Annotated in this window: 18 protein-coding genes; 10 read left to right on the top strand and 8 right to left on the bottom strand. The window is 71.9% G+C overall.

Features of this window, described 5'->3' with window-relative positions; translation table 11 throughout:
• The first annotated feature begins 3 nt into the window (after positions 1-3).
• The gene (locus C8E97_RS23650; RefSeq protein ID WP_246019102.1) at positions 4-1,203 is read left to right on the top strand and encodes a sensor histidine kinase; all 1,200 of its coding nucleotides are present in this window, start codon (positions 4-6) and stop codon (positions 1,201-1,203) included.
• Positions 1,200-1,817: a response regulator gene (locus C8E97_RS23645; protein ID WP_121007683.1), complete on the top strand. Its 618-nt coding sequence runs from the start codon at positions 1,200-1,202 to the stop codon at positions 1,815-1,817. The genes C8E97_RS23650 and C8E97_RS23645 overlap by 4 nt, the downstream gene beginning before the upstream one ends.
• Before the next feature lie 166 nt (positions 1,818-1,983).
• Here C8E97_RS23645 and C8E97_RS23640 read toward each other — a convergent pair whose 3' ends face one another.
• From C8E97_RS23640 to uraH, 5 genes are all read right to left on the bottom strand, one after another.
• On the bottom strand, positions 1,984-4,230 hold the full coding sequence (locus C8E97_RS23640; protein WP_121007682.1) for a xanthine dehydrogenase family protein molybdopterin-binding subunit: 2,247 nt from the start codon (positions 4,228-4,230) through the stop codon (positions 1,984-1,986).
• A 10-nt stretch (positions 4,231-4,240) separates the two neighbouring features.
• Complete coding sequence (locus C8E97_RS23635; RefSeq protein ID WP_425470575.1) at positions 4,241-4,888, bottom strand: amidohydrolase family protein; 648 nt, start codon at positions 4,886-4,888, stop codon at positions 4,241-4,243.
• 273 nt (positions 4,889-5,161) lie between these two features.
• The gene (locus C8E97_RS23630) at positions 5,162-5,647 is read right to left on the bottom strand and encodes a (2Fe-2S)-binding protein (RefSeq protein WP_121007681.1); all 486 of its coding nucleotides are present in this window, start codon (positions 5,645-5,647) and stop codon (positions 5,162-5,164) included.
• Between the two features lie 3 nt (positions 5,648-5,650).
• Positions 5,651-6,523, bottom strand: a complete 873-nt coding sequence (locus C8E97_RS23625; protein ID WP_121007680.1) for an FAD binding domain-containing protein — start codon at positions 6,521-6,523, stop codon at positions 5,651-5,653.
• Entirely contained in the window at positions 6,523-6,819 is a 297-nt protein-coding gene (gene uraH / locus C8E97_RS23620; RefSeq protein ID WP_121007679.1) for a hydroxyisourate hydrolase, read from the bottom strand. The genes C8E97_RS23625 and uraH overlap by 1 nt, the downstream gene beginning before the upstream one ends.
• A gap of 161 nt (positions 6,820-6,980) precedes the next feature.
• On the opposite strand from uraH, the gene C8E97_RS23615 reads away from it, so the two are divergent.
• Both C8E97_RS23615 and C8E97_RS23610 read left to right on the top strand, forming a co-directional pair.
• Entirely contained in the window at positions 6,981-8,465 is a 1,485-nt protein-coding gene (locus C8E97_RS23615) for a helix-turn-helix domain-containing protein (RefSeq protein WP_246019101.1), read from the top strand.
• A 433-nt stretch (positions 8,466-8,898) separates the two neighbouring features.
• Positions 8,899-10,902 (top strand): tetratricopeptide repeat protein, encoded by a 2,004-nt coding sequence (locus C8E97_RS23610; RefSeq protein WP_147455211.1) that lies wholly within the window; start codon positions 8,899-8,901, stop codon positions 10,900-10,902.
• 151 nt (positions 10,903-11,053) lie between these two features.
• On the opposite strand, the gene C8E97_RS23605 is transcribed toward C8E97_RS23610, so the two are convergent.
• Both C8E97_RS23605 and C8E97_RS23600 read right to left on the bottom strand, forming a co-directional pair.
• Positions 11,054-12,256, bottom strand: a complete 1,203-nt coding sequence (locus C8E97_RS23605; protein ID WP_121007677.1) for a hypothetical protein — start codon at positions 12,254-12,256, stop codon at positions 11,054-11,056.
• Entirely contained in the window at positions 12,253-13,500 is a 1,248-nt protein-coding gene (locus C8E97_RS23600; RefSeq protein ID WP_246019406.1) for a nucleotide sugar dehydrogenase, read from the bottom strand. Before C8E97_RS23600 ends, C8E97_RS23605 begins: the two co-directional genes overlap by 4 nt.
• A gap of 362 nt (positions 13,501-13,862) precedes the next feature.
• Between C8E97_RS23600 and C8E97_RS23595 the strand changes: the two genes are divergently transcribed.
• The 6 genes from C8E97_RS23595 (at position 13,863) to C8E97_RS23570 (ending at position 22,822) form a co-directional block, all read left to right on the top strand.
• Positions 13,863-16,829, top strand: coding sequence for an AfsR/SARP family transcriptional regulator (locus tag C8E97_RS23595; RefSeq protein WP_147455210.1), 2,967 nt, complete (start codon positions 13,863-13,865; stop codon positions 16,827-16,829).
• Positions 16,830-17,843: 1,014 nt separating this feature from the next.
• Positions 17,844-18,770, top strand: a complete 927-nt coding sequence (locus C8E97_RS23590) for an SMP-30/gluconolactonase/LRE family protein (RefSeq protein WP_121007674.1) — start codon at positions 17,844-17,846, stop codon at positions 18,768-18,770.
• A gap of 218 nt (positions 18,771-18,988) precedes the next feature.
• Positions 18,989-21,400, top strand: coding sequence for a sensor histidine kinase (locus C8E97_RS23585; RefSeq protein WP_121007673.1), 2,412 nt, complete (start codon positions 18,989-18,991; stop codon positions 21,398-21,400).
• A 42-nt stretch (positions 21,401-21,442) separates the two neighbouring features.
• Positions 21,443-21,877, top strand: coding sequence for a roadblock/LC7 domain-containing protein (locus tag C8E97_RS23580; RefSeq protein ID WP_184688314.1), 435 nt, complete (start codon positions 21,443-21,445; stop codon positions 21,875-21,877).
• Positions 21,877-22,248: a DUF742 domain-containing protein gene (locus C8E97_RS23575; protein WP_121007672.1), complete on the top strand. Its 372-nt coding sequence runs from the start codon at positions 21,877-21,879 to the stop codon at positions 22,246-22,248. The genes C8E97_RS23580 and C8E97_RS23575 overlap by 1 nt, the downstream gene beginning before the upstream one ends.
• Positions 22,229-22,822, top strand: a complete 594-nt coding sequence (locus tag C8E97_RS23570) for a GTP-binding protein (RefSeq protein ID WP_121007671.1) — start codon at positions 22,229-22,231, stop codon at positions 22,820-22,822. The genes C8E97_RS23575 and C8E97_RS23570 overlap by 20 nt, the downstream gene beginning before the upstream one ends.
• A gap of 30 nt (positions 22,823-22,852) precedes the next feature.
• Here the strand turns inward: C8E97_RS23570 and C8E97_RS23565 are convergent, their stop codons facing one another.
• A complete protein-coding gene (locus C8E97_RS23565) occupies positions 22,853-24,178 on the bottom strand; it encodes a flavin-containing monooxygenase (protein ID WP_170211972.1) in 1,326 nt (441 codons plus the stop codon).
• Positions 24,179-24,378 lie beyond the last annotated feature (200 nt).

The raw sequence follows: 24,378 nt of genomic DNA, 5'->3' as shown, positions 1-24,378 counted from the left end.
CAGGTGGCAGACCGGCTGGACGTCTGGGAGCGGCGGCTGGAGGTCGCGGGCCACGTCGTGCCCTACTTCGCCCTCGTGCTGCCGACGGTGATGTACGCGCTGCTCACCGCGGACGGCGCGGGGGACCGCGCGATCAACCTCGCCGTCGCCGCCGCGACCGCGCTGTGGATGCTGTGGTGGTACACGCTGCACCCGCGGTGGCGGTCGCGCGACGGCCTGATGACGGTGTTCTTCCTGGGCGTGCTGGTCTGCTACGGCGTGCTGGGGCTGCGCGACCCGGTGTTCGGGTTCTTCTCCTTCGCCGGGTACGTGTTCGCGATCGAGCTGCTGCCGGGGTGGCGCAAGGTGGCCGGCGTCGTCGCCAACGCGGTGCTCGCCGCCACCGCGCTGCACGGCGGCCTGCCGCCGGCCGAACCGGCGGCGATCGCGGTCTTCGCGCTCATCGTCGTGTTCATCGTGACGATCGCGATCACCTTCACCTTCCTCGGGCACATCACCGCCGAGCAGTCGCGGCGGCGCAAGGAGATGGTCGCGGAGCTGGCGGCGATGATGGAGGAGAACGCCGGCCTGCACGCCCAGCTGCTCATCCAGGCGCGCGAGGCGGGCGTGCTGGACGAGCGGCAGCGCCTGGCGGGCGAGATCCACGACACGCTCGCCCAGGGGCTCACCGGCATCATCACCCAGCTCCAGGCCGAGGACCGGCCGTCGCACCGCGTCGGGACGGCGTTGCGGCTGGCGCGGGAGAACCTGGCCGAGGCACGCCGTTCCGTGCACGCGCTGCGCCCGCCCGCGCTGGAGGGCGCCAACCTGCCCGACGCCCTCGTCGAGGTGGTGACGGGCTGGACCGACCAGACGGGCGTGCCCGTCGCGGTGTCCACGACGGGCGCGGCGCGGCCCCTGCACCCCGAGGTGGAGGTCGCCCTGCTGCGCACCGCGCAGGAGGCGCTGTCCAACGTGGCCAAGCACGCGTCGGCGGACCGCGTCGGGCTCACCCTGTCGTACATGGAGGACGTGGTGACGCTGGACGTCCGCGACGACGGCGCGGGGTTCGACCCGGAGCGGCCGACCGGCGGTTACGGCCTCCTCGGGATGCGGCAGCGGGTGGCGCGGCTGGCGGGTTCGCTGGCGGTCGAGTCGGAGCCCGGCGGCGGCACGGCGGTGTCGGCGTCGGTGCCCGCGATCCCGGCGGAGGTGGCGCGGTGATCCGGGTCGTGATCGTGGACGACCACCCCGTGGTGCGGGACGGGCTGCGCGGGATGCTCGCGGCGGCGGGCGACATCGACGTGGTCGGCGAGGCGGCGGACGGCGCGGAGGCCGAGTCCGTGGTGCGGGCGCGGAACCCGGACGTCGTGCTGATGGACCTGCGGATGCCGGGTGTGGACGGGGTGACCGCGATCGGGCGGCTGGGCGACGTGCCCGCCCGCGTGCTGGTGCTGACCACCTACGACACCGACAGCGACGTGCTGCCCGCGATCAAGGCGGGCGCGACCGGCTACCTGCTCAAGGACACGCCGCGCGACGAGCTGTTCCGCGCGGTGCGGTCGGCGGCCCGCGGCGAGGCGGTGCTGTCGCCGTCGGTGGCCACGCGGCTCGTGGGCCAGGTGCGGACGCCGGCGGCCGAGCCGTTGAGCGACCGGGAGGTCGAGGTGCTCGGGCTGATCGCGCGCGGGTGCACCAACCGCGAGGCGGCGGCCCGGCTGTTCATCAGCGAGGCGACGGTGAAGACGCACCTGGTGCACGTCTACGCCAAGCTCGGGGTGAAGGACCGGGCCGCGGCGGTGGCGGTGGCCTACGAGCGCGGGCTGCTGGGGGTGTGACGGCCGGCCGCGCCGGGCAGCCGCGCACGGGGGGCGGCCCACGAGCGCGGGCTGCCGGGCACGCGGGCTGCCGGGCACGCGGGCTGCCGGGCACGCGGGCAGCCGGGAACGCGGCGGTCCTCCGTCGACCGAGTCGCACGGACCCGCGCACCGCCCGGCGCGGCCGTCACCGCCCGGTCCCGCCCTCCTCCGGGCCGGGGAGCGCGCACAGGTGCTCCGGGCGGACCGGGACGCGGGCCAGCGGCAGACCGGTCGCCGCCCGGATGGCCGCGACGATGGCGGGCGTGGCCGAGATCGTCGGCGGCTCGCCCACGCCGCGCAGGCCGTAGGGCGCGTTCGGGTCGGCCAGCTCCAACACGTCCACGGTCATCGGCGGCATGTCCAGCGCGGTCGGGATCAAGTAGTCGGTGAACGACGGGTTCCGCACCCGTCCGCCGTCGGTGAGGATCTCCTCCATCACCGCGAGGCCGAGGCCCTGCGCCGAGCCGCCGTGGATCTGGCCCAGCACGGCCCTCGGGTTGACCGCCTTGCCGACGTCCTGCGCGCAGGCCAGCTCCACCACCTTCACCAGGCCCAGCTCCACGTCCACGTCCACCACGGCGCGGTGCGCGGCGAACCCGTACTGCACGTGCGCGTCGCCCTGCCCGGTCACCGGGTCGAGCGGCTCGGTCGCCCGGTGCCGCCACTCCGCGGTCTCGTCGATCACGTCGTCGCCCAGCAGCTCGACGAGGTCCGCGTCCCGGCCGGCCGACCGCTCGGCCAGCCGCGCGGCGACCGCGGCGCACGCGGCCCGCACCGCGCCACCGGTCACGTAGGTCTGCCGGGACGCGGAGGTGGAGCCGCCGTTGCCGATCGAGGTGTCCGGTGGCAGCAGCACGACCTTGTCCACGCCCAGCTCCGTGCGCACGACCTGCTGGATGACCGTCACCAGCCCTTGGCCCACCTCGCACGCGGCGGTGTGCGCCGACACGACCGGTTCGCCGTTGACGACCTGGAGCCGCAGCCGCACCGTCGAGTAGTCGTCGTAACCCTCGGAGAAGCAGATGTTCTTGACACCGACCGCGTAGCCGATCCCGCGCACGACGCCCTCGCCGTGGGTGGTGTTGGCGACGCCGCCGGGCACGTCGCGCAGGTCCAGCGCGCCGGGCGGCGGCGGCAGCGGCTTGTCCCGCACCAGTTCCAGCAGCCGCGCGACCGGCGCGGGCGAGTCGACCACCTGACCGGTCGGCATCACCGAGCCCTCGGACAGGGCGTTGCGCACCCGCACCGCCACCGGGTCCACGCCCAGCGCCTCGGCGAGCCGGTCCATCTGGGACTCGTAGCCGAACGCGGCCTGCACCGCGCCGAACCCGCGCATCGCGCCGCACGGCGGGTTGTTGGTGTAGACGCCCCAGCAGTCGACGGTCACGTTCTCGACCTCGTACGGGCCCACGCCGAGCGTCGCGGCGTTCGCGACCACCGCCGGGGTGCTGGACGCGTACGCGCCGCCGTCCAGGACGATCCTCGCCTTGACGTACACCAGCTTCCCGGTGCGGTCCGCGCCGTGCTCGTAGTGCAGCACCGCCGGGTGCCGGTGCACGTGGCCGTAGAACGACTCCTCGCGGTTGTAGACCATCTTGGTGGGCTTGCCGGTGTGCAGCGCCAGCAGGCACGCGTGGATCTGCATCGACAGGTCCTCGCGCCCGCCGAACGCGCCGCCGACACCCGCCAGCGTCAGCCGCACCCGCTCCAGCGGCATCCCCAGCGCGACCGCGACCTGCGCCTGGTCGACGTGCAGCCACTGGGTCGCCACGTACAGGTCGACGCCGCCGTCCTCGGCGGGCACCGCCAGGCCCGACTCCGGGCCCAGGAATGCCTGGTCCTGCATGCCGACCTCGTACCGGCCGGTGACGACGACCTCGGCGCGGGCCGCCTGGTCGCCGCGCCGCACCGGCACGTGCCGCACCAGGTTCCCGCCGGGGTGCAGCGGGGGCGCGTCCAGCGCGGTCTCCATGTCCACGACCGGCGGCAGCACCTCGTACGCCACGCGGATGCGCTTCATCGCGCGCAGCGCCGTCTCCGGGTGGTCCGCGCCGACCAGCGCCACCGGCTCGCCCTGGTAGCGCACCACGTCCTCGGCCAGCACCGGCTGGTCCTTGTGCTCCAGCCCGTACCGGTTGCGGCCCGGCACGTCCCGGTGCGTCAGCACCGCGTGCACGCCGGGCACCGCCAGCGCGTCGCCCACGTCGACCGACGTGATCCTGGCGTGCGGGTGGGGGCTGCGCAGGGTCGCGCCCCAGATCATGTCCTCGTGCCACAGGTCCGAGGCGAAGGCGAACTCGCCGCGCACCTTGAGGTGGCCGTCCGGGCGCGGCGAGTCGGTGCCGACGACGCCGACCGCGGACGGGGCGAGTCCGGTGGGTGACGGGCTCATCGGGCCTCCTTCAGGCGGGCGCTCGCCGCGCGCAGGTCCCTGGCGAGCGCGGTGTCGGACGCGGTCCGCAGCTCGCCGCCGGCCACCACGGTCCGGCCGCCGACCACCAGCAGCTCCACCACCGGTCGCGGACCGAGGACCAGCGCGGCCACCGGGTCGTCGATGCCCGCGTGGTCCGGGCCGTCGAGCCGCCACACGGCGAGGTCGGCGAGCTGGCCAGCCGGTGGCCTCGGCGTGCTCGACGGGGGTGCGGCCGAACCCGGCGCGGTGCCGGTCCCTCCTCGTCGGTGATCTCGGCGAGGTGGGTGTGCAGCCGGACGCCCTTGGCGCGGGCCGGCTCCGCCGCGCCGGTCAGCAGCTCGCGGCTCACCGAGAACGGCGAGCACGGCCCGACGGCGACCCGCACCACCGCCTCGGGCGACGGGTCGTGGTAGGCGTCGATCGCCCGCTCCGTCGCCGCCAGGGCGGCGTCGGTGGTCTCCACCTGGTCGTCCGGCGGCAGCCCGCCGGCGGACACCAGCGCGTCGAACTGGTCGCCGCCCGCGCGGGGGAACGGGTAGTGGTGGTCGGCGGCGGTCGTGCAGCCGGTGGTCGCGAGGCGGGCCAGGCCCGCCGACGCCGCCGCGCGCGTGATACCCGGGTCCAGCCCCCGCCACACCGGGGTACAGCGCGGTCAGCCACTCGAACAGGGTGGCGTCCTGCGCGAGGCCGCGCGTGGCCCACTGGAAGAGGTGGTGGTGGGTGTTGACCAGGCCGGGCGTGACCAGGCAGCCGCTGCCGTCGACCCGGGTGTGCGGCCCGGTCGGTCGCGGCGCCCGGCCGGGGCCGACGGCGGTGATCCGGTCACCGTCGAACACCACGTACCCGAACGGGAACTCGGTGCCATCGGCGTCCACCGTGGACACCGCGACCCCGTCCGGCACGGTGGGTGTCATCGGCCTGCCTTCCACCGGGCGGCGAGCCGCACGGCGGCCAGGATCGCCTCGTAACCCGTGCAGCGGCACAGGTTGCCGGCCAGCGCCTCCCGGATCTCCCGGTCGGTCGGGTGGGGCACCCGCTCGACCAGGTCGTGCGCCGCGACCACCAGGCCCGGCGTGCAGAACCCGCACTGCACCGCGCCCGCCGCGAGGAACGCCTCCTGGACGGGGTCGAGCCGGTCGCCGCGCGCGGGGTCGCCGGTGGCCAACCCCTCCACGGTCCGCACCTCGCGGTCCTGCGCCTGGCCCGCCGCGACCAGGCACGCGCACACCGGCAGGCCGTCCAGGTAGACCGTGCACGAGCCGCACTCGCCCTGCTCGCACGCGTTCTTCGAGCCGGGCAGGCCCAGCCGCTCGCGCAGCAGGAACAGCAGGCTCTCGCCCTCCCAGACGTCGTCGGCGTGGCGCTGCTCGCCGTTGACCGTCAACCGCACGCGCACGGCTCAGCCCACCTCCCCGGTGTAGTCACGCCACGCCCAGCCCAGCGCCCGACGGGCCAGCACGGACAGGGCGTGCCTGCGGTACGCGGCCGACCCGCGCACGTCGTCGATCGGGCTCGCGGCCGACGCCACCAGCTCGCCGAACCGCCGCACCACCGGGTCCGGCAGCGGTCGCGGCGACGCCCACCGGTCACCGTCCGCCAGCTCGCCGGCCAGGAACGCCTCCGCGTCGGCCGCCCGGCGCGGCGTCGGCGCGGCACTGCCCACCGCCGCGCCGACGCGGCCCTGCGCGGGGTGCAGCGCGATGGCGAACGAGCACACCGCGATCACCATCGCGTTGCGCGTGCCGACCTTGGAGAACTGCTGCGGCGCGCCGGTCTCGGGCACGTGGACGGCCGTGATCAGCTCGTCGGGCGCCAGCGCGGTGCGCTTCACGCCGAGGTAGAAGTCGGTGGCCGGGACCAGCCGGCGGCCGCGGGTGGACGCCACCTCCACGCTCGCGCCCGCGGCCAGCAGCACGGGGTGCGCGTCACCGGCCGGCGAGGCCGCGCCGAGGTTGCCGCCGACCGTGCCCCGGTTGCGGATCTGCGGCGAGCCGACGGTGCGCGCCGCCATCGCCAGCCCCGGCAGCCGGTCGCCCAGCTCGGTGATGATCCGCGCGTAGGGCACGCCCGCGCCGACGCGCACCACGCCGTCGCCCGCCGACCACTCGCGCAGCTCCGCGATCCGCGTCAGGTCCAGCAGCGCGGCCGGCCTGCGGCGGTCGAAGTTCAGCTCCACCATCACGTCCGTGCCGCCCGCGATGGGCACCGCCTCGGGCCGCTCCGCCTTGAGCGCCAGCGCCTCGGCGACCGTGTCGGGCCGCAGGAAGTCCATCAGCTGCCCCGGTAGGTGGAGTACGCGAACGGGGACAGCAGCAGCGGCACGTGGTGGTGCTCGTCGGGGTCGGTGACCCGGAACGCGAGCACGACCTCCGGGAAGAACGGGGCGACCCCGCCGGTGTCGAACACCAGCCGGTAGACGCCCGGCGCGTCCGACGGCCAGCCGGTGACGCGGCCGTCGACGCCCGTGCGGCCCTCGGCGACGGTCTCGCCGTCGCGCTCCAGCCGCACCGCCATCCCGGCGACGGGCCTGCCGCGTCCCGCGTCGAGCACGTGGGTGCTGACCGTCACTCGTCCTCCCTCGGTGCGCGCACCAGTACACCGGGAGCGCCGGCCGCCCGGCTACGGCGGAGCGCCCGGAATCCCAGGCTCCTGCAACGCGGTGTTTTGTGCTTTCCTACGAACACGATCGGACGAAAGCGGACCGCTGTGGCCCACGGGAGGAGGCGGCCGTGTTGCGCGTCGACGCCCTGCTGCGCATGCCCGAGCTGCGGTTGCGCCCGGTGGTCGGCGGTCCGTCGCCGGACCGGGTCGTGACCGGCCTGTACGGCACCGAGCTACCCGATCCGGGCCGGTACCTGTCCGGCGGCGAGCTGGTGCTCTCCGGCCTGCTCTGGCACCGGACCGCGGCCGACTGCGAGACCTTCGTGGCGGCGCTGGCGAGGTCCGGGGCGGCGGCGCTGGCGGCCGCCGCCACCGACGGCGGCGGGCTGCCGGACGCGCTGGTGGAGGCGTGCCGGCGGCACGGCGTCCCCCTGCTGGAGGTGCCGGTCGACCTGTCGTTCGCCATCATCATCGAGCGGGTGGTGCGGGAGCTGGCCGCCGAGCGGGTCGGCGACGCGGGGGCCCAGCTCGGCAGGCACCGACGCCTGCTGACCGTCGTCGCCGAGGGCGGCGGCCTCGCCGAGCTGGTCGCGGCGGGCGCGACCGAGCTGGGCGCGCCGTGCCGGGTGCTGTCCACCACCGGGCACGTCGTGGCGGGTGCCGCGCCGCCCGACGCGGCGGCCCTGGTGCGCGAGTTCCTGCGGGCCGACCGCCAGCCGCTGGTCGCGCGGGGCGAGACGCTGCTGCCGGTGCCCGACCGCGGCGGTCACCGGACCGCCGGCTGGGTGCTGGTCGTGGCGGGGGACCGGGTGCGCGACGAGGTGGCGGCGGAGCTGGCCGGCCTCGTCGGCGTGGTGCGGTCGCGGGTCGTGCTGGCGCGGGAGATCGAGAACCGCGCGGCCGGGCCGCTGCTGCACGAGGTGCGGTCCGGCACGGGTGACGTGGCGGCCCGGCTCGTGGCCGCCGGCCGGCCCACCGACGTGCCGCTGCGGGTGCTGGTGGCCTCGGCGTCCGACGGGCGGGTGGAGCTGGTGGCGGCGCTGCTGGCGGAGGCGCTGGCCCCGGTCGCGCCGCAGGCCCTGATCGGGGTGGTCGGCGCCGAGGTGCACGCGGTCGCGCCGGCCGGGGCGGGGTGGGTGGAGGAGGTGCGCGCGGCCCTGCGGACCGTCGAGCCGGGGCTGGGCGCGACGCGCGTGCTGGTGGGCGTGTCGTCGCCGGTGGCGGTGGGCGGGCTGCGGGGCGCGGCCGAGGAGGCGTCGCACGCGCGCCGGCTGGGTGAGCGGCGCGCGGGCCGGACGTGCGTGGTGGCGGGCGAGGAGATCGCACTGCACCGGCTGCTGCTCGCGGGCGTGCCGGAGGAGCTGCGGGGCTCGCTGCGGCGGCGGGTGCTGGGCCCGGTGCTGGACTACGACGCCGAGCACGGCACCGACCTGGTCGGCACGCTGCGCGTGTTCCTGGACTGCTCGGGCTCATGGACAACCGCCGCCGCCCGCCTGCACGTGCACGTCAACACGCTGCGCTACCGGATCGGGCGGGTGGCGGAACTACTGAACGCGGACCTTTCGGACTTCACGTGCCGCGTAGACCTGTACCTGGCACTGCACGTGAGCTGACCACGCCAAACCACCACCCAAGTCGCTCCCCACGCCACCCAAGTCGCTCCCCGCGAGGCCGCGTCGGTGGTTCACGGCGCGGGTTGTGCCGATCACGCTTCTCGATCGCCACAACCCGCCCCGCGAGCCGCCGACTCAATGGCGGCCGAGCCGCCCGACGAAGGCGGGCCATCCAACACAGCCGCCACACGTATGGACCGATCCGTCCGGCAGTGCCGCTCTTCGGCACCAAGGCTGACCCACAATATCATCGTTGCGCATTCGTTATAGTGCGATTGATCCTGACTCCTTCGTGCGGACCTGTGCAGGCGTCTTTCTGTGAAACTCGAATCACAGGGAGTGCACGGGAGGAGCGCGCGTGGAGCGAGGCGGGGAGAACTCGGTGCCGGGAACGGTGCACGGGCAAGTGGTCCAAGCGGGCAGCGTCGGAGAAGTGCACTACCACCAGCGGACGCCGGAGCCGGTCATCCCACACCAACTCCCACCGGCGCCGAAGCTGTTCACCAGCAGGCGTCGGGAGTTGGCGGTGCTCGACGGCTGGCTCGCGAACGACGAAGCGATGGTCGCGGTGGTGAGCGGTCCTGGAGGCGTGGGCAAGACGTCATTGGCGCTGCGCTGGCTGCATACCACGAGATCGCGCTTCCCCGATGGCCAGTTGTACGTCGACCTCGGAGCACACTCGTCCGAGGGGCCGATCACGCCGGAAACGGCATTGGAGTGGTTCCTGCTGGCGCTGGGCGTCCAGGCTGCCGACATTCCGCCGGGTCTGTCCCGAAGACAGGCCATGTTCCGCACGGTCACCGCCGAGCGCTCGGTGTCCGTGCTGCTGGACAACGCGGTGTCCGCGGCTCAGGTGAGACCCCTGCTGCCCACGTCGCCGCGGAGCGCGGTCGTGGTGACCAGCAGGTGGCGGCTCAGCGGTCTCGCGGCCGACGGCGCGAGGTTCGTCGATGTCGAATCCTTCGACGTGGAGTCGTCCCTTGAGCTCCTGGCGCGGGCCGTCGGTCCCAGGGTCGCGTCGGAACCTGACGCCGCCCGTGAACTCGCCGAACTGTGCGGTGGACTGCCCATCGCGCTGTCCGTCGTCGGAGCCAGACTGTCGACTCGCCCCCGTCGGACGTTGTCGAAGGAAGTCGGTTCCTTGCAGAGCGGACGCTTGGCCGGCCTCACGTTGGAGGACGGCATCTCGGTGGAGGCCGTGTTCGACCTGTCCTATGTGGAGCTGCCACCACGCCATGCCCGCGCTTACCGGCTGTGCGCGCTGCACCCCGGTGCCTCGTTCGGGATCGACGCGGCGGCGGCCGCGGTGGGTGAGCCCGTGTCGGAGGTGGAGCCCGTGCTCGCCGGCCTGGTGGAGAAGAACCTGCTCACCGAAGTGGGTGATGAGCGCTTCCGCTTCCATGACCTCTTGCGGCTACACGCCCGACAGCAGGCGGAGTGGGATTCCGCGGCGCAGCGCAACGCCGCCTCCCGGCGGGTCGTCGAGTGGTACCTGGATCGGCTGGTCGGTGCCGACCTCGCCCTGCGCCCCACGAGGCACAGGGTCGGCCCGAGGTTCCACGGCGGTGTCGCGCCACTGGAAAGCCCGCGTGCTGCGTTGGCGTGGCTGGACGATGAACGGGTCAATGTGCGCGAAGCGTGCCGGCTCGCCGCCGATCAGGCGTGGGACGACCTGACCTGGCAGTTCTGCGAGGCCATGTGGGGCTACTTCCTGCACACCCGCCATTACGACGACTGGTTCGCGCTGCACGAGTTGGGCGTTCCCGCGGCGGTGCGCACGGGCAACCGCGCGGCGGAAGCCAAGCTCCGCGCGCAACTCGCCTACACCTACAGCGGACTGCGCCAGTTCTCGGAGGCGGAGCGCGAGGGGCTTCGCGCGTTGGAGATCGCCGAGCAGGACGGTGACCGGCAGGGCATGGCGGTGGCGCTCACGGAACTCGGCGGGGTCTTGCAGGGAGTGGGAGAGCTGGAGAACGCGCTGGAACGCCTGTCACGAGCACGCGCGATCCGCAGGGACATCGGTCCGCGTCGGGCGGAGGCACTGTGTGGGCGTCGCGTGGGCGAAGTGCTCGCCGAACTGGGTCGGGACGACGAGGCCGGCGCCGAGTTGGCCGCCGCGGCCGAGACGATGGCGGATTTGGGCGACCACGTCGGCCAAGCCCGGTGCCTGGTGTCGGTGGGCGTGATCCACTTGCGTCGGAAGCGACCTGCGCAAGCGCTCAGCCATCTTGAGTCCGCGCTCGACGTACTGCGGCGGGTCGGATCACCGTTCTACGAGGCGGAGACGCTCGCGCTGCTCGGGGAAGCCGCCGAGGGCATCGGCGACCTCCCCGTCGCACGCAACCACTACGCGCAGGCACTCGGTCTGTTCGCCGCTGCGGGGAACCCGAAGGCCACCACGATGAAGGCCAGGCTCGCCGCACTCGGTGAACCCTGATCGGGGCCGATCACCACGTCGGCCAGCCTCAGCAGATCCGGTGCGGCGCGGTCGACCTCTCCGATGACGAGCTGCTCTGCACGGCCGGCGCAACCGGCGATGATCAGCTGGTGCAGTCCCGGGCCCAAGCCGTTCGCCACCAGCAACGCCATCACGTCTGCTCCAAGCGCACCGGCGCCGGCGGCGGCACCGGCGCGGTGATCGCCCGGTGCACCGGTTCCGACAGGTCCATGAGCCGGTACATGGTGGCGCGCAGCGTCGCGGCCGCTGTGCCGGGGCGCGATGACACGAGCCCGGACAGCCGATCCGCAGCGCGGATCGGGAGCAGCTGTGGTGCGATCGGCAGGTCGAGGTCCAGTCGCGGGAAGCGGCTGCGCACCGCGTCGGCGAGGCTGCCCGCCCGGACGTTGTCCTCCGGGAATGAGGCGAGTGCCACGGACCGGCCGACCGCTGCGGCGTACTGGGTGGTGGAGCCGTGGTCACCCAACACGTAGTCGCTGGCGATCATGGTGGCACGCCACCCTTCCTCGGGTGGGATGACCAGCAGCCCCGCAGCCATGCAGTCGTACAACCAAGCCTGGATCTGCCACCGGCCGTGGACCGTCCAGACGTTCGGGTGGAGCACCAGCGCGACCCGGTCGTCCGGCAGCTCGTCGAGCAGCGTTCGGCACAGGGAGAACCGCCGGCCGAACGTCGAGTCGGGCGCCCACGTGGAACTCACCGTCACCAGGCGCGCGCCGTCCGGCACCCCCAGCGCCGCGCGGTAGTCCCCGCGCAGCGGCAGGCTCGCCACCATCCGGTCCAGGCAGATGTCGCCGACCACTACACCGGTGTGCGACGCCTCTGGGCACGACGAGCGCAACGCGTCCCACTCGTCGTCATGCGTGAGGCCGATCGCCGCCGGGAGCACCCGCCCACGCCGGGTCAGCGACTCACGGCTCAGCCCGCGGTGCGGCACCGCGTTCGACCCGGCGTGCCGGCTGAACTTCCGGGACGCCAGGTGGCCCGCCCCGTGCGGCAGCAACAGTACCGGGCCCCGTGCCTGGTCCAGGTCGTTGTACGCGGCGGCGAGCACCAGGTCGAAGTCGTGCTGAGCGGCCTGCTGCCAGGGCACTACGACACCACCCTGCCGCTGGACGTACTCCTCCGTGCCTTGCCACCAGCGACCGGTGTCGGTCACCGAGAACACGACCTGTACCCGAGAGTCGTTGCGCAACAACGGAACGACATCGGACACCAGGCGAATCCCGGCAGCCGGGTGGGGCACCATGACCAGCACCGTCCGACAATCGGCGACGGTAACCCTCCGGTCGGCATCGGGGCCGATCGGCCCCCGAATCCACTGGCCGGTCATGCCACCCTCATAAACGTCGTCGCGGACCGGACGGGGTACCCGGATGCGCAGTCGTACACCGGCACGTCCAGGATCTCCAGGCCGCGGTAGACCCGATGCGGGGTCATCACCACCACCAGGTCCGTACTCCGGAAGTCACCCAGCTGCCTGCTCGCCAGGCGTGTTCCATCGGACAGCACGACCTCCGGCACGTACGGGTCGTGGTACTCGACGGCGGTCTCGCGGTGCAACTCCTCCAACACGGCGATGGCCGCCGATTGGCGCACGTTGGGGATGTCCGGTTTGTAGGCCACCCCGAGAAGCAGCACCCTGCTGTCACGCAGCGACCTGCCGGTCGAGTGCACCGCTTCACGCAACCTGTGGACGGTGTGCACGGGCATCGCGTCGTTGACGGTGATGGCAGTGTCGACCAAGGGGCTGTGCAGGCCACGGCGACGAGCGGCAGCGGTGAAGAACCGCGCCGACACCGGCACGCAGTCCCCGCCCGCTCCCGCGCTGGGTTCATGGCCCAGGAAGCCGAAGGGCTTCGTCCCGGCCGCGCGCAGGGCCTCGGCGACGTCCACCCCGTACGCCCGGCACAGCGCGGCGAACTCGTTGGCCAAGGAGATGTTGACCAGTCGGAACGTGTTCTCGAAGACCTTGGCCAACTCGGCGGCACACGTGCTGGTCACCCCGACGACTTCGTGCGCCACGCCCGACAGGAACCGAGCGGCCCGGTCCGCGCATCGGGTGGTGTGCCCGCCGACCACTCGGGGCAGCGCGGCGAACCCGTGCGACCGGTTGCCGGGATCGATGCGCATCGGCGCACACGCGACGTGGAAATCGGCTCCCGCGCGCAGTCTCGAACTCCGTTCCAGGGTGGGGACCAGCGACTCGGCCACGGTGCCGGGCGGACAGGTGCTCTGCACGAGCACCAGGTCATCGGGCCTCAACACCGACCCCACGGCCAGCGCGGCGGTGGTCAGTGGCCGCAGGTCGACGCCACCACGCCGATCGGCTGGCGTGGGCAGGCACAGCACATGCACTTCCGCCACGGGCGGCCCCGACGCGGCGTCGCGCACCGTCAATCGCCCGGTAGCCAACGCGGCCCGCAAGGCGTGCTCGGAGACTGTGCCGAGGCCACAGCCGGGCCGGGCTTCGGCCACCTCGCGCACCCGTTGGGCCGAGCTGTCCAGCCCGGTGACCCGCAAACCGGCGCCGGCCGCCGCGACCGCGGTAGGCAGGCCGGTGAAACCCAGCCCCATCACGACTACATCAGCAGTGTCCATCGAGTCCTCCGTACCACCGCACCGGGCCCGTCCCGCGCGGCGACCGATTCCAGGGTCGACGGACCTTCTGTCGATTCCCGTTCAGCAGCCGGACGGTGTGCTGAATACCCAGCTCGAAAGGCTGTTCGTGATCGTTTTCCAGGGGGTTCGCCGATATGTTGCGTGATGGGACGGAATAGTGACCGGGTCGACCTTTCAAAGCGCCTTCAGCACGCTGTTAGGCCGACCGGACCACCTGGTGTCACAGCGAGATATCAGAAAATGTCGAAACGCTGATAACGCCCCCGTGCGTACGGCACACTCGGGTCATCATCGAGATCGGTGAGGGGGTGGCGCTGGTGGGCATACACTACAAGATCCTCGGCCACACCCAGGTGCTGAGACCGGATGGCTTCACCGACGTGTGGGGTGCGCCGAAAGATCGCGGTGTGCTGGCGGTGCTGCTCCTGAACATCGGTCGAGCGGTACCCGTCCGCACTTTGGCGGAATGGGTGTGGGCCGACGGCAAGTCGCCGCGCGACCCGGCCGCGACATTGTCCACCTATACCGCACGAATACGGGCCGCGTTGAAACGGTTCGAACTGCCCGGACAGCTCAGGACCGAGGTCGGCGGATACCGTTTCGAAGTCGACCCGGCTGCGGTCGACTTCCACGCCTTCCAGCGCACGGTGCGAACCGCGCGACGACTCGGCAAAGCGGGCGACCACGAGAACGCTTGCGAGCTGGTCGCGTCGGCGCTGGAGTGGTGGGACGGTGACCCGCTGGCGGACCTGGACACCGATCGCGCGGCGAACTGGCGCCGGGTCGTCATCCGGGACGAGTGGCTTTCGGCCAACGACGCGTTGCTATACGGCCTGTACCAGTTGGGCGAGTACGAGGACATGCTCCGCCTCGTCAAGGTCGCCCAGATCGATCACGACACCGACGTGCTGCTCGCCAAACGGCGGTTGCAGGCGTTGTACGCGTTGCGCCGCAAGGAGGAGGCGGTGCAGTACCTGTTCGACTTCTACGGGCGGGCGAAGGCCGCGGACGACCCGGAACGTGCCGACGAACTGCGCCGGTTCCACGACAGCCTCCTCGCGGGCCCGGAACATGAGCCGGTGCCACCGCGCACCGGCGACGTTGTTGTCCCACCACGCCACCTGCCCTATGACATCGACGACTTCGCAGGGCACGCCGACCTGCTGGCCGAGCTGGACGGATTGCTCACCGACCGGCCCAAGCCCCGTCTCATCGCGTTGGACGGCCTGCCGGGTGTGGGCAAGACAACGCTCGCGGTGCACTGGGCGCACCGCGTGCGTGACCGGTTCCCGAACGGTTTCTGGTTCGTCAACTTGAACGGGTTCGGCGACGGTCCCTCGGTCACCGGGGAAGAGGTGGTCACCGGCCTCCTGGAAGCGCTGCGGGTGTCGATCGACAGCCTGCCCACCACCGAGGTGAGGAGGGCCAAGCTCCGCGATCTGCTGTCCACGAGGCAACTGCTGCTGGTCCTGGACAACGCGGCGGACGCGGCGCACGTCGAAGGGCTGCTCCCGCTCGTCTCGAGTTCGGTCGTCGTCGTGACGAGCCGGGTTCGGCTCAGTGAGCTGACCCTGCACCACGGCGCCCGCTGCTTCACCGTCCCGCCGTTCGACCGCTCGCTCGCCGCCGGCTGGCTGCGCGACCGGCTGGGCCTCCGCGCCGCCCGCGAGCCTGAGGCGGTGGACCACCTGGCCTCCTTGGCCGCCGGCCTGCCGCTGGCCCTGGGGATCATCGGTGAGTACGTCGCCGCCCAGCCGCACAAGCCGCTGCGGGACTTCGTCGACCGGTTGCGCGCGAGCCGAGCGATCCTCGGCCTGGAGATCAACGGTGGGCGGGCGATGCTCTCCGTGCGCGCGGTCTTCGACTGCTCGTACCGGGCGTTGGATCCTGCGGTGCGTCGGCTGTTCCGCTTGCTGGGGCTGTACCCCGGACTCGCCATCCCGACGGGTGTGGCCGCCGCGTTGGTGGGCCTGCGCGCGGAGGAGGTGCACGACCAACTGCAGTCGTTGGTCTGGGCGAGGCTGCTGGAGGCTCGGGAGGGCGACCGGTACGCGCTGCACGACCTGTTGCGGGACTTCGCCGCCGAGTGTGTCGACCGGGACGAGGAGGAGGACGGGCGCGACCTGGCCACGCGGCGGATGCTCGACTGGTTCCTGCACACGTCGAACAACGCCGACCGCCGGATCTACGCGCACCGGGAGAGCGTGCCGATGTTGGAGCTGTCGGCCGGCGTGACGCCGCTGGTGTTCGACGACGCCGAGTCCGCGATGGACTGGTGTGTCCGCGAGCGCGGCGAGTTGAGCGCGGTCTGCCAGTACGCGGCGGCGAACGGGTTCGACGAGCACCTGTGGCGGCTGACGAACGCGCAGGAGGTCCTGATGCGACTGGGCTTCCGGGACGAGGTCGTGCACGGGCTGCGTGCGGCGGTGGAGGCGGCCAGGTCGGCCGGGGACCGGTTCGGCGAGGCCGGCTCGCTGGCCAACCTCGGGTTCGCCTTGTCGCGGTTCAACGAGCACGAGGAAGCCGACCGCTGCTACCGCGCCGCCTACACGATCTCGTCGGAGATCGACGATCGCATCGGCGTGGCGGTCGCGCTGCGGAACATGGCCGAGCGGCGCGCCATGACCGGTGACACGATACCGGCGTTCGAGATGTTCGAGCGCGCGTTGGCCATCGCGCGCGCCGAGAAAGACCTGGACACCGAAGCCGGGGTGCTGCACCGCATGGGCGAGGCGATGCGCCTCAGCGATCGGCTGGGTGAGGCGATCGCCCAACTGAACCTGGCGTGGTCGCTGCGCGAGCGGATCGGTGACCGTGCCGGTGCCGCTGCCACGCTGGCGTCGATGGCGGCCGCACATCATCAGCAAGGGGATCACTACGGTGCGCTCGGCATCGGGCACCGCGCTTCCCTGGAACTGCGCCAAGTGCGTGAGATCGGCTTGGAATCGCAGGTGTGCGTCACCCTGGCGGCTGTGCACCGCGATCTTGGCGACTTGAGGAAGGCCGGCTTCTACGCCGTACGCGCGGTGGAGTTGGCGGAAACCGCCCGTGACGCACGCCGCCAGGCGTCCGCCGCCGACGTGCTGGCGCAGGTCCGGTGGCGCCAAGGTGCCCACCTGGACGCCAAGCGGTACTGGGAGATCGCGCACGACCTGTACGCTGCGCTGGGTGATTCCCGTGCATTCGGAATATCCGCACAGTTGACCGAGTACAGCGAGCCTGAAGTGCCACCCGGTCGGGTGGAGGGAACCGTGGGCGATTCTTCACCTGTTCGAGGTTCTTGAACTACTGCGACCGGGTGTTCCGCCATTGTGCGGCTTGCGCCCTCTCACTCAGGGGTGATCCACTCACCTGGCCGGTGCGGTGCCGTCACTTGTAGTGGGGGGCTAGCAAGCTGACCAAGGCCATGCTGTTTGATCTGTCACTATGAGTAACCCAAGAACACAGGGAAGCACCGACGCCCGGCGGAGCCGAGCACTTGCCCGGACCGTCGTAGGGGCCGTCTACACGGTGATGGTCGTCTTGGGGGCGGCCACGCCTGCCGGCGCGGCCGCCGCGTCGGTCGACCCGACTGGTGCCCACCACGCGAATTGCGAGGTGGGCTCCGATTCCATGCGATGGGGATGACAACCTGGTGCACACACTGGTTTGAGCCAGTGTTGAGGTGACGCCCCATTCGCATAGTGCCCGGCTTGGTTGCCGCCGAGCCGGGCACGCTCTTGTTACGGTGTAAGAATGGTTAGATTGCCCGCACACGGTACGGCACCACGCGTGCCGCACATCGGTTTCACCCGAACGGGCTCGGACTGTTCAGGTAATTCCCAGTCGAGAGGAATTAAGCGACGGTCAAGTGGCCGGCTCGAACGTCGTGGCAGCGGCGGTGCGAGCCGCCGGACCGGTGATCCCTGAGCCGGGTCGGGCCGGTGCCTGCCCGACCCCACCGGTGGGCTGCCGCGCGGAAGGCGATGTCGCCGACCTCGGGCCGCTGGATCTCGCCCTCGTCGCCGGACAGTTCGTCTCGCCGTCGCCATCGGCGCTATCACCCGGGGCCCTGAATCCCGCCGATGCCCGTGACCTCTCCGGCGCACAGGACCACTGCCGAGGTTCGGGCGGACGCTGCGGCAGGGACGTGGGACTCCGCCGGCGGGGTGTCCGAGAGGAGCGTCCGAAGCGGGCGCGACCGTCTCGACTGGCTGGTGACGAGGACCGGATCGGGCGCATCGCCGGTGCCGATCGGCGCTACCCGCGGCCGGGGTGCTGCGGAAGACTCGCGAAACGGACAACCGTAAGGAGTGGTCATGTCTCGCATGTCCGGTGCGCTGGCCGCGGTGGTCGTCGGGCTCTCGCTCGTCACCGCCGCGCCCGCCACCGCCGAGGGCGCGCATCACCGGTACCCGACCGAGTTGCCGCTGCCCGACGGCTTCCGCCCCGAGGGGATCGCCATCGGCGACGAGCCCACCGCCTACCTCGGCTCGCTGGCCGACGGCGACATCCTGCGCCTCGACCTGCGCACCGGCCGGAGCGCGGTGATCAGCCAGGGGCCCGGCACGCCCTCGGTCGGGCTCAAGGTCGACCGCCGCGACCGGCTGTTCGTCGCGGGCGGGAACGCCGGGAACGCCCGCGTCGTGGACGCCCGGAATGGCGCGGTGCTCAAGTCGTACGAATTCGGCGGGCCCGGCGCCTTCGTCAACGACGTCGCGCTGACCGACGACGCCGCCTACTTCACGGATTCCAGCAAGGCCGTCCTCTACAAGATCGCGTTCGGCCGGCGCGGCGAGTTGCCCGACACCGCCACGACGATCCCGCTGACCGGCGATTTCGTTCTCGTTCCCGACTCGTTCAACTCGAACGGCATCGCGCCGACGCCCGATCGGAAAGCCCTGCTCGTCGTGCAGAGCAGCACCGGCAAGCTGTTCCGCGTCGGTGACGACGGGGTGGCCGCCACGGTCGACCTCGGAGGCCAGGCGCTCACCGCCGGTGACGGGCTGCTGGTGCGCGGGCGCACGCTCTACGTCGTCCAGAACGCCTTGAACAGGGTGGCCGTGTTCGCCCTGAACCGCGCCGGCACCAGCGGAAAGCCGGTGACCACGATCACCGACGAGCGGTTCGACGTGCCCACCACGGTCGCTGCGTTCGGTGACCGGCTCTACCTGCCCAACGCCCGGTTCGGCACGCCGCCCACCCCGACTACGCCGTACCGCGTGATCGCGGTTCCCAACAGGTGAAAGCGAGGGGGCCGATGAGCCCAATGTTCACATCGGCCCCCTGTCGGTCGCCTCACTCGACTGGGTAACCTCGGCGACGCGCCGCGCAAGTGATCGCTGTCTCTTCGTAATGATGATCATCTGGTGTTACCGTTCCGTGGCCGGTCGGGTGAAGAGGAGGCAGCGCCCCTTGTGCTGCGCCTGACGAGGCGGACTAGTTCACGAGGCTGCGGAGCGCTGTGAAGCAGAAGAACAAGGCGGAGACGAACCAGAAGACGATCCGCTCACGGCTCACCGGCGTGGTGGTGGTGCCGAGCGTGGTCCTGCTGGTGATGTGGTTGGCGTTCTCCTCCTACACGGTGTTCGACGGCTTCTACACCCGCGCCGTGGCGGTCAGCGTCAAGGACGCCTCCATCCCCGCGATCAACGCCTTCGTCGCCATCCAGCGGGAGCGCCAGCTCTCCATGACGGCGCTGAGCAGGCAGGGACCGGACCTCGGCGAGCTGCACCAGCAGCAGCGCGTCGTGGACGACACGACCGCCGCGATGAAGAAGGCGTTCGCCGAGGTCTCGGGCAGCGCGCCGGACGAGGTGAACGCCAAGATCGGCGAGTTGAACGCCCTGTTGGGTGAACTACCGCAGCGCCGCGCCGGTGTCGAGTCCGGCAAGGTGGACAAGAACGGGATCTACCAGTACTACAACAGCGTGGTCGACGCGGGCACGGCGCTGTTCGGCACGCAGGCGCGCGTCGTGCCGGACGCGGTGGCCTCGCAGGGCGGTCTCACGGCCACCGACCTGTTCCGCGCCGCCGACTGGATGTCGCGCGCGTCCTCGGTCGTCGCCGGCGCGCTGACCTCCGACACGGCCCGCCCCGAGGACCGGCTGGAGTTCGTCCACCTGATCGGCTCCTACCACGCGCAGCTGAACACCACCACGCCGTTCGCCTACGACGAGGTCCGGCGCGAGCACCGCGCCCTGACGGAGTCGGACAACTGGCGCAGGCTCACCGGCCTGGAGGACTCGCTGGTCTCGGCCGCCGACCCCGAGGTCGCCCTGGACGAGTGGCAGGCGGTGTCGCGCCCGGTGTCCGAGCGCCTGGTGGACCTCGCGACCGCCCAGGCGTCGAAGGCGGCCGACGTCGGCCTGGAGCGCGGCAACAACCGGTTCGTCACCGTCCTCATCGGCGCGCTGGTCGCCCTGGTGGTCGTGCTCGGCGGCATCGTGTTCGCCGTCCGCATCTCCAACCGGCTGGTCAACCGCGCGCTGATCACCCGCCTCGCGGCCCTGCGGAAGGACTCGCTCGCGCTGGCCCACGAGCGGCTGCCCGACATCGTCGACCGGCTGCGCGAGGGCAAGCACGTCGACGTCGAGGTGGAGGTGCCGCCGCTGGACTACGGCAGCGACGAGATCGGCCAGGTGGCCGACGCGTTCAACGCCGCCCAGTACACCGCCGTCGCCGCCGCGGTGAAGGAGAGCCAGGCGCGCGAGGGCGTGAACCGGGTCTTCCTCGACATCGCCCACCGCAACCAGGGCCTCGTGCACCGCCAGCTCAAGATCCTGGACAAGCTGGAGCGCGAGGAGGAGAACCCCGAGCAGCTCGACGCGCTGTTCCAGCTCGACCACCTGGCCACCCGCGCCCGCCGCAACGCCGAGAACCTGATCATCCTCGCGGGCGAGCAGCCCGGACGGCAGTGGCGGAAGCCGGTGCGCCTGCTGGACGTGCTGCGCGCCGCCGTCGCCGAGACCGAGCAGTACGTCCGCGTCAAGGTGAACCCGGTGCCGGAGACGGCGCTGGTGGGCGCGGCCGTCGCCGACACCATCCACCTGGTGGCCGAGCTGGTGGACAACGCGACCGCGTTCTCCTCGCCGCGCTCGCAGGTCCAGGTGCACGCCAGCGAGGTGCCGCAGGGCATCGTGGTCGAGATCGAGGACCACGGCCTGGGCATCAACCCCGACGACCGCGAGCAGCACAACGCGATGCTGGCCGACCCGCCGGAGTTCGACGCGATGCGGCTGCGCGGCGAGTCCCGCCTCGGCCTGTTCGTGGTGGCCCGGCTGGCGGCCCGGCGCGGCATCCACGTCGAGCTGCGCGAGTCGCCCTACGGTGGCACGCTCGCCTTGGTGTTGATCCCGTCCGCTATCGTCGCGGGCCCCACCAGCGCCGTGGAGCCCGCGGAGACCCGCGAGCTGCCGCGCCGCCCCTTCCCCGACGACCCCGTGATCCCGGAGCAGGGCGACGACTCAGTGCGAGACGCCAGGTTTCCCGACACCTCCCGCGAGCTGGAGGGGTTCTGGGCGCAGGCCGAGGCCGCGGCCAACCAGCATCCCGTTCCAGCGGACGGCCGACGAGTGATCGACGACCCCGACCTGCCGCAGCACAGCGGCGACCTCCAGCTGCCGCAGCGCAAGCGGACCGCCGAGTGGCCCGCCGACGAGCCGTCCGGCGGCACCGCGGGCCGGCCGGAGCTGCCGCGCCGCAAGCGGCAGCAGAACCTCGCGCCGCAGTTGGTGCGCAACGATTTCCACCCCTCGCCCGAACCGCTCGCCGAGGTCGACGCCGAGCAGTCCGCCGACCGGGTCCGCGACGGCCTGTCGGCGTTCCAGCGGGGCACCCTTGAGGCCCGCCGCTCGGACGACGCGCTCGAACCCTGACCAGCAGTGGCCGGACGACTGGAAACCGGAAAGGCAACGGCGATGAACGACATGACCAGCCAGCACAACGAACTCAACTGGTTGTTGGAGGACCTGGTCGGCCGCGTGGTGGGTGCTCGGCACGCGGTGGTGCTGTCCGCGGACGGTCTGCTGCTCGGTCGCTCACCCGGACTGTCCAAGGACGACTCCGACCACCTGTCGGCGATGGCGTCGGCGTTCCAGAGCCTCGCCCGCGGCACCGGGCGGCACTTCGGCGGCGGCGCGGTGCGCCAGACCATCGTCGAGATGGAGCACGCCTACCTCTTCGTCACCGCGGCGGGCCACGGCGCGTGCCTCGCCGTCCTGGGCGAAGAGGACTCCGACATGGGGATGATCGCGTACGAGATGAACATGCTGGTCAAGCGCGTGGGCACGTACCTGTCGTCCGCGCCGCGCGGCACGTCGTCGGCCTTGCCCGCGGCCCGCAGGTCGTCCTGATGGCCGGGCGCGAGGACTGGTGGTACGACGAGGCCGCGGGTCCGCTGGTCCGCCCGTACGCGATGGTGCGCGGCCGGACCCGTCCGCTGCGCCCGGAGCTGCACCTGGTCACCCAGGTGCGGGCGATGCCGTCGCCCGCGGACCCGGACGCGCTGTCCGTCGAGCACCTTGAGATCATGGAGCTGTGCCGGCGCCCGCTGTCGGTGGCCGAGGTCGCCGCGTACCTGGACGTGCCCCTGGTGGTCGTCAAGGTGCTGCTGAGCGACCTCATCCAGCGCGGTGACGTCGTGATCCGAGACCCCTCCCGTGTCCCGCAAGTGCCGGACCGGAACCTGTTGCAGGCAGTGCTGGATGGTGTCCGTGGAATCTGAGCGGCCGGGCGGGGAACTGCTGGTCCCCACCCCAGTCAAGATCGTCGTCGCCGGCGGGTTCGGCACCGGCAAGACGACGCTGGTCAACTCGGTCAGCGAGATACCACCGCTGCACACCGAGGAGCTGCTCACGGAAGCGGGCGTGGGCGTGGACGACGTGCTGGGCCTGGAGCAGAAGGAGACCACCACGGTCGCCCTCGACTTCGGCCGCATCACGATCAACCCCGAGGTGGTGCTGTACCTGTTCGGCACGCCCGGCCAGAACCGCTTCTGGTTCATGTGGGACGAACTGGCCTACGGCGCGATCGGCGCGGTGATCCTGGTCGACACCCGCCGGCTGGACTCCAGCTTCCCGTCGATCGACTTCTTCGAGCGGCGCGGCATACCGTTCATCATCGCGGTGAACTGCTTCGAGGGCGCGCACACCTACGAGGTGGCCGAGGTGCGCCGCGCCTTGGACGTGGACGAGGCGATCCCGCTCGTGCTGTGCGACGCGCGGGACCGCGAGTCGTCCAAGTCCGTCCTGGTCAGCCTGATCCAGCACACGATGGACCGGCTGGACGCGATGGCGTGACCGCCCGCGGCCGGGTGACCGCGGGCGCGGTCACCCCCGGCGGGTGGTGAGCACCGACGAGCGGCGTTGCCTGCGCAGCGCCGCCAGGTACGCGGCGAAGTCCACCTGGACGGAGTCGGCCGCCGTAGGGCCGTAGCGGGCCTTGGCCGCGGCGAGGTGCGCGTCGACCTCGCGGCGCATCGCCCGCGCCGGCGGCAGCTCCGCGACGCCCTCGACCAGGTCGGCGATCCACTCGGCCTGGGCCTCCACCAGTCGGGTGATCGCGCCGAACGGCCGGATCAGGCCCGCGAAGTACAGGTCGGGCGCGGTCAGCGACACCACCCGCTGGTACAGCGCCACCTGACCGCCGGGTTCGAACACCCATTCGAACGGCAGGAACGGGAATTCGATGCGGTAGCCCGTGCAGTAGACCAGGTCGTCCGCCTCCGTCGTGCTCCCGTCGACGAAATGCAAGGTGGAGTTCACGATCCGGTCGATCGCGGGCCGCACCTCCAGCGCGCCGTGGTTGATGCGGCTGAGCAGTTCGTCGGATATGGTGAGCGGTCCGCCGAAGATGCGGTGGTCCGGTTCCGCCAGCCCGTAGTCGGTCAGCCTGCCGCGCATGATCCGCAACAGGGCCTCGATCAACCGGCGCTGTTCCGGGAAGGTCATCCGGGCCCACCAGGGTGCGGACGCGATCTCGTCGATGGGTATTCCCAGCATCGTTTTGGGCACCACGTGCACACCCCGGCGCTGCACCAGCACGGTTTTTTCCGCGACCCGCGACAATTCGACCGCGAGGTCCGCGGCGGAGTTGCCGAACCCGATCACGACCACCTTCCGGCCCGCGTGCGTCGCCGGATCGGAGTAGTCGAACGAGTGCGTTCTGCGACCGGGGAACGTCTCATCACCCGGGAGCGAGGGCAGGCGCGGCGACCAGTGGTGGCCGCTCGCGACCACCACGTGCCCGAACCGCCTGCGGCGTCGGGCGCCGTCGTGGTGACGGGTGGTCACCAGCCACGTGCCGTCGTCCTCGCGGACGAGCGACTCGACCTCGGCGCCCAGCTCGACGTGCCCGGTGACGCCCTTGTGATCCGCGTAACGGCGCAGGTAGTCGGCCACTTGGTCGTGCCGCGGGTAGCGCGGGAAGTCAGCGGGCATCGGGAAGTCGCCGTAGCCGGTGAGCCGGGCCGAGGTGTTCAGGTGCAGCGAGCGGTAGGCCGGGCCGGGCACGGGCGGATCGGGGTAGCGCCAGAGCCCGCCGACGCCGTCGGACCGCTCCAGTACGGTCACGGGGAGGTTGCGCGAGCGAAGCGTTCCGGCGACCGCGAGCCCGGAGATGCCCGCGCCGATCACGCAGGTGTGATCGTGAACCATACGTTCGGGGTATTGACTGGAGAGGAATTCAGCCACAAGAACGGCCACCCTTTCGGCTCAATTCCGTCACGCTGCGTGTCCAGTCACCCGGACGTGTGATCTCGGCCGCCAACGCGATCCTCCATTGCGTGCACCCTGTTCACCGGGTAAGCCTTGCGCCCGGAGGTGCCTAGTGTCCAGTTCCACCGCTGTGGCCCCGG

The organism is Saccharothrix australiensis, assembly GCF_003634935.1.
In the GTDB taxonomy this organism is placed as follows: domain Bacteria; phylum Actinomycetota; class Actinomycetes; order Mycobacteriales; family Pseudonocardiaceae; genus Actinosynnema; species Actinosynnema australiense.
This window is presented reverse-complemented; position numbering and strand designations above follow the sequence as displayed.

Coding starts and splice junctions, on each gene's coding strand:
- C8E97_RS23640 (WP_121007682.1), bottom strand. CDS start 4,230: ATGAGCCCGTCACCCACCGGACTCGCCCCGTCCGCGGTCGGCGTCGTC.
- C8E97_RS23570 (WP_121007671.1), top strand. CDS start 22,229: ATGGTGTCCGTGGAATCTGAGCGGCCGGGCGGGGAACTGCTGGTCCCC.
- C8E97_RS23575 (WP_121007672.1), top strand. CDS start 21,877: ATGGCCGGGCGCGAGGACTGGTGGTACGACGAGGCCGCGGGTCCGCTG.
- C8E97_RS23580 (WP_184688314.1), top strand. CDS start 21,443: ATGAACGACATGACCAGCCAGCACAACGAACTCAACTGGTTGTTGGAG.
- C8E97_RS23605 (WP_121007677.1), bottom strand. CDS start 12,256: ATGACCGGCCAGTGGATTCGGGGGCCGATCGGCCCCGATGCCGACCGG.
- C8E97_RS23590 (WP_121007674.1), top strand. CDS start 17,844: ATGTCTCGCATGTCCGGTGCGCTGGCCGCGGTGGTCGTCGGGCTCTCG.
- C8E97_RS23625 (WP_121007680.1), bottom strand. CDS start 6,523: ATGGACTTCCTGCGGCCCGACACGGTCGCCGAGGCGCTGGCGCTCAAG.
- C8E97_RS23565 (WP_170211972.1), bottom strand. CDS start 24,178: ATGGTTCACGATCACACCTGCGTGATCGGCGCGGGCATCTCCGGGCTC.
- C8E97_RS23600 (WP_246019406.1), bottom strand. CDS start 13,500: ATGGGGCTGGGTTTCACCGGCCTGCCTACCGCGGTCGCGGCGGCCGGC.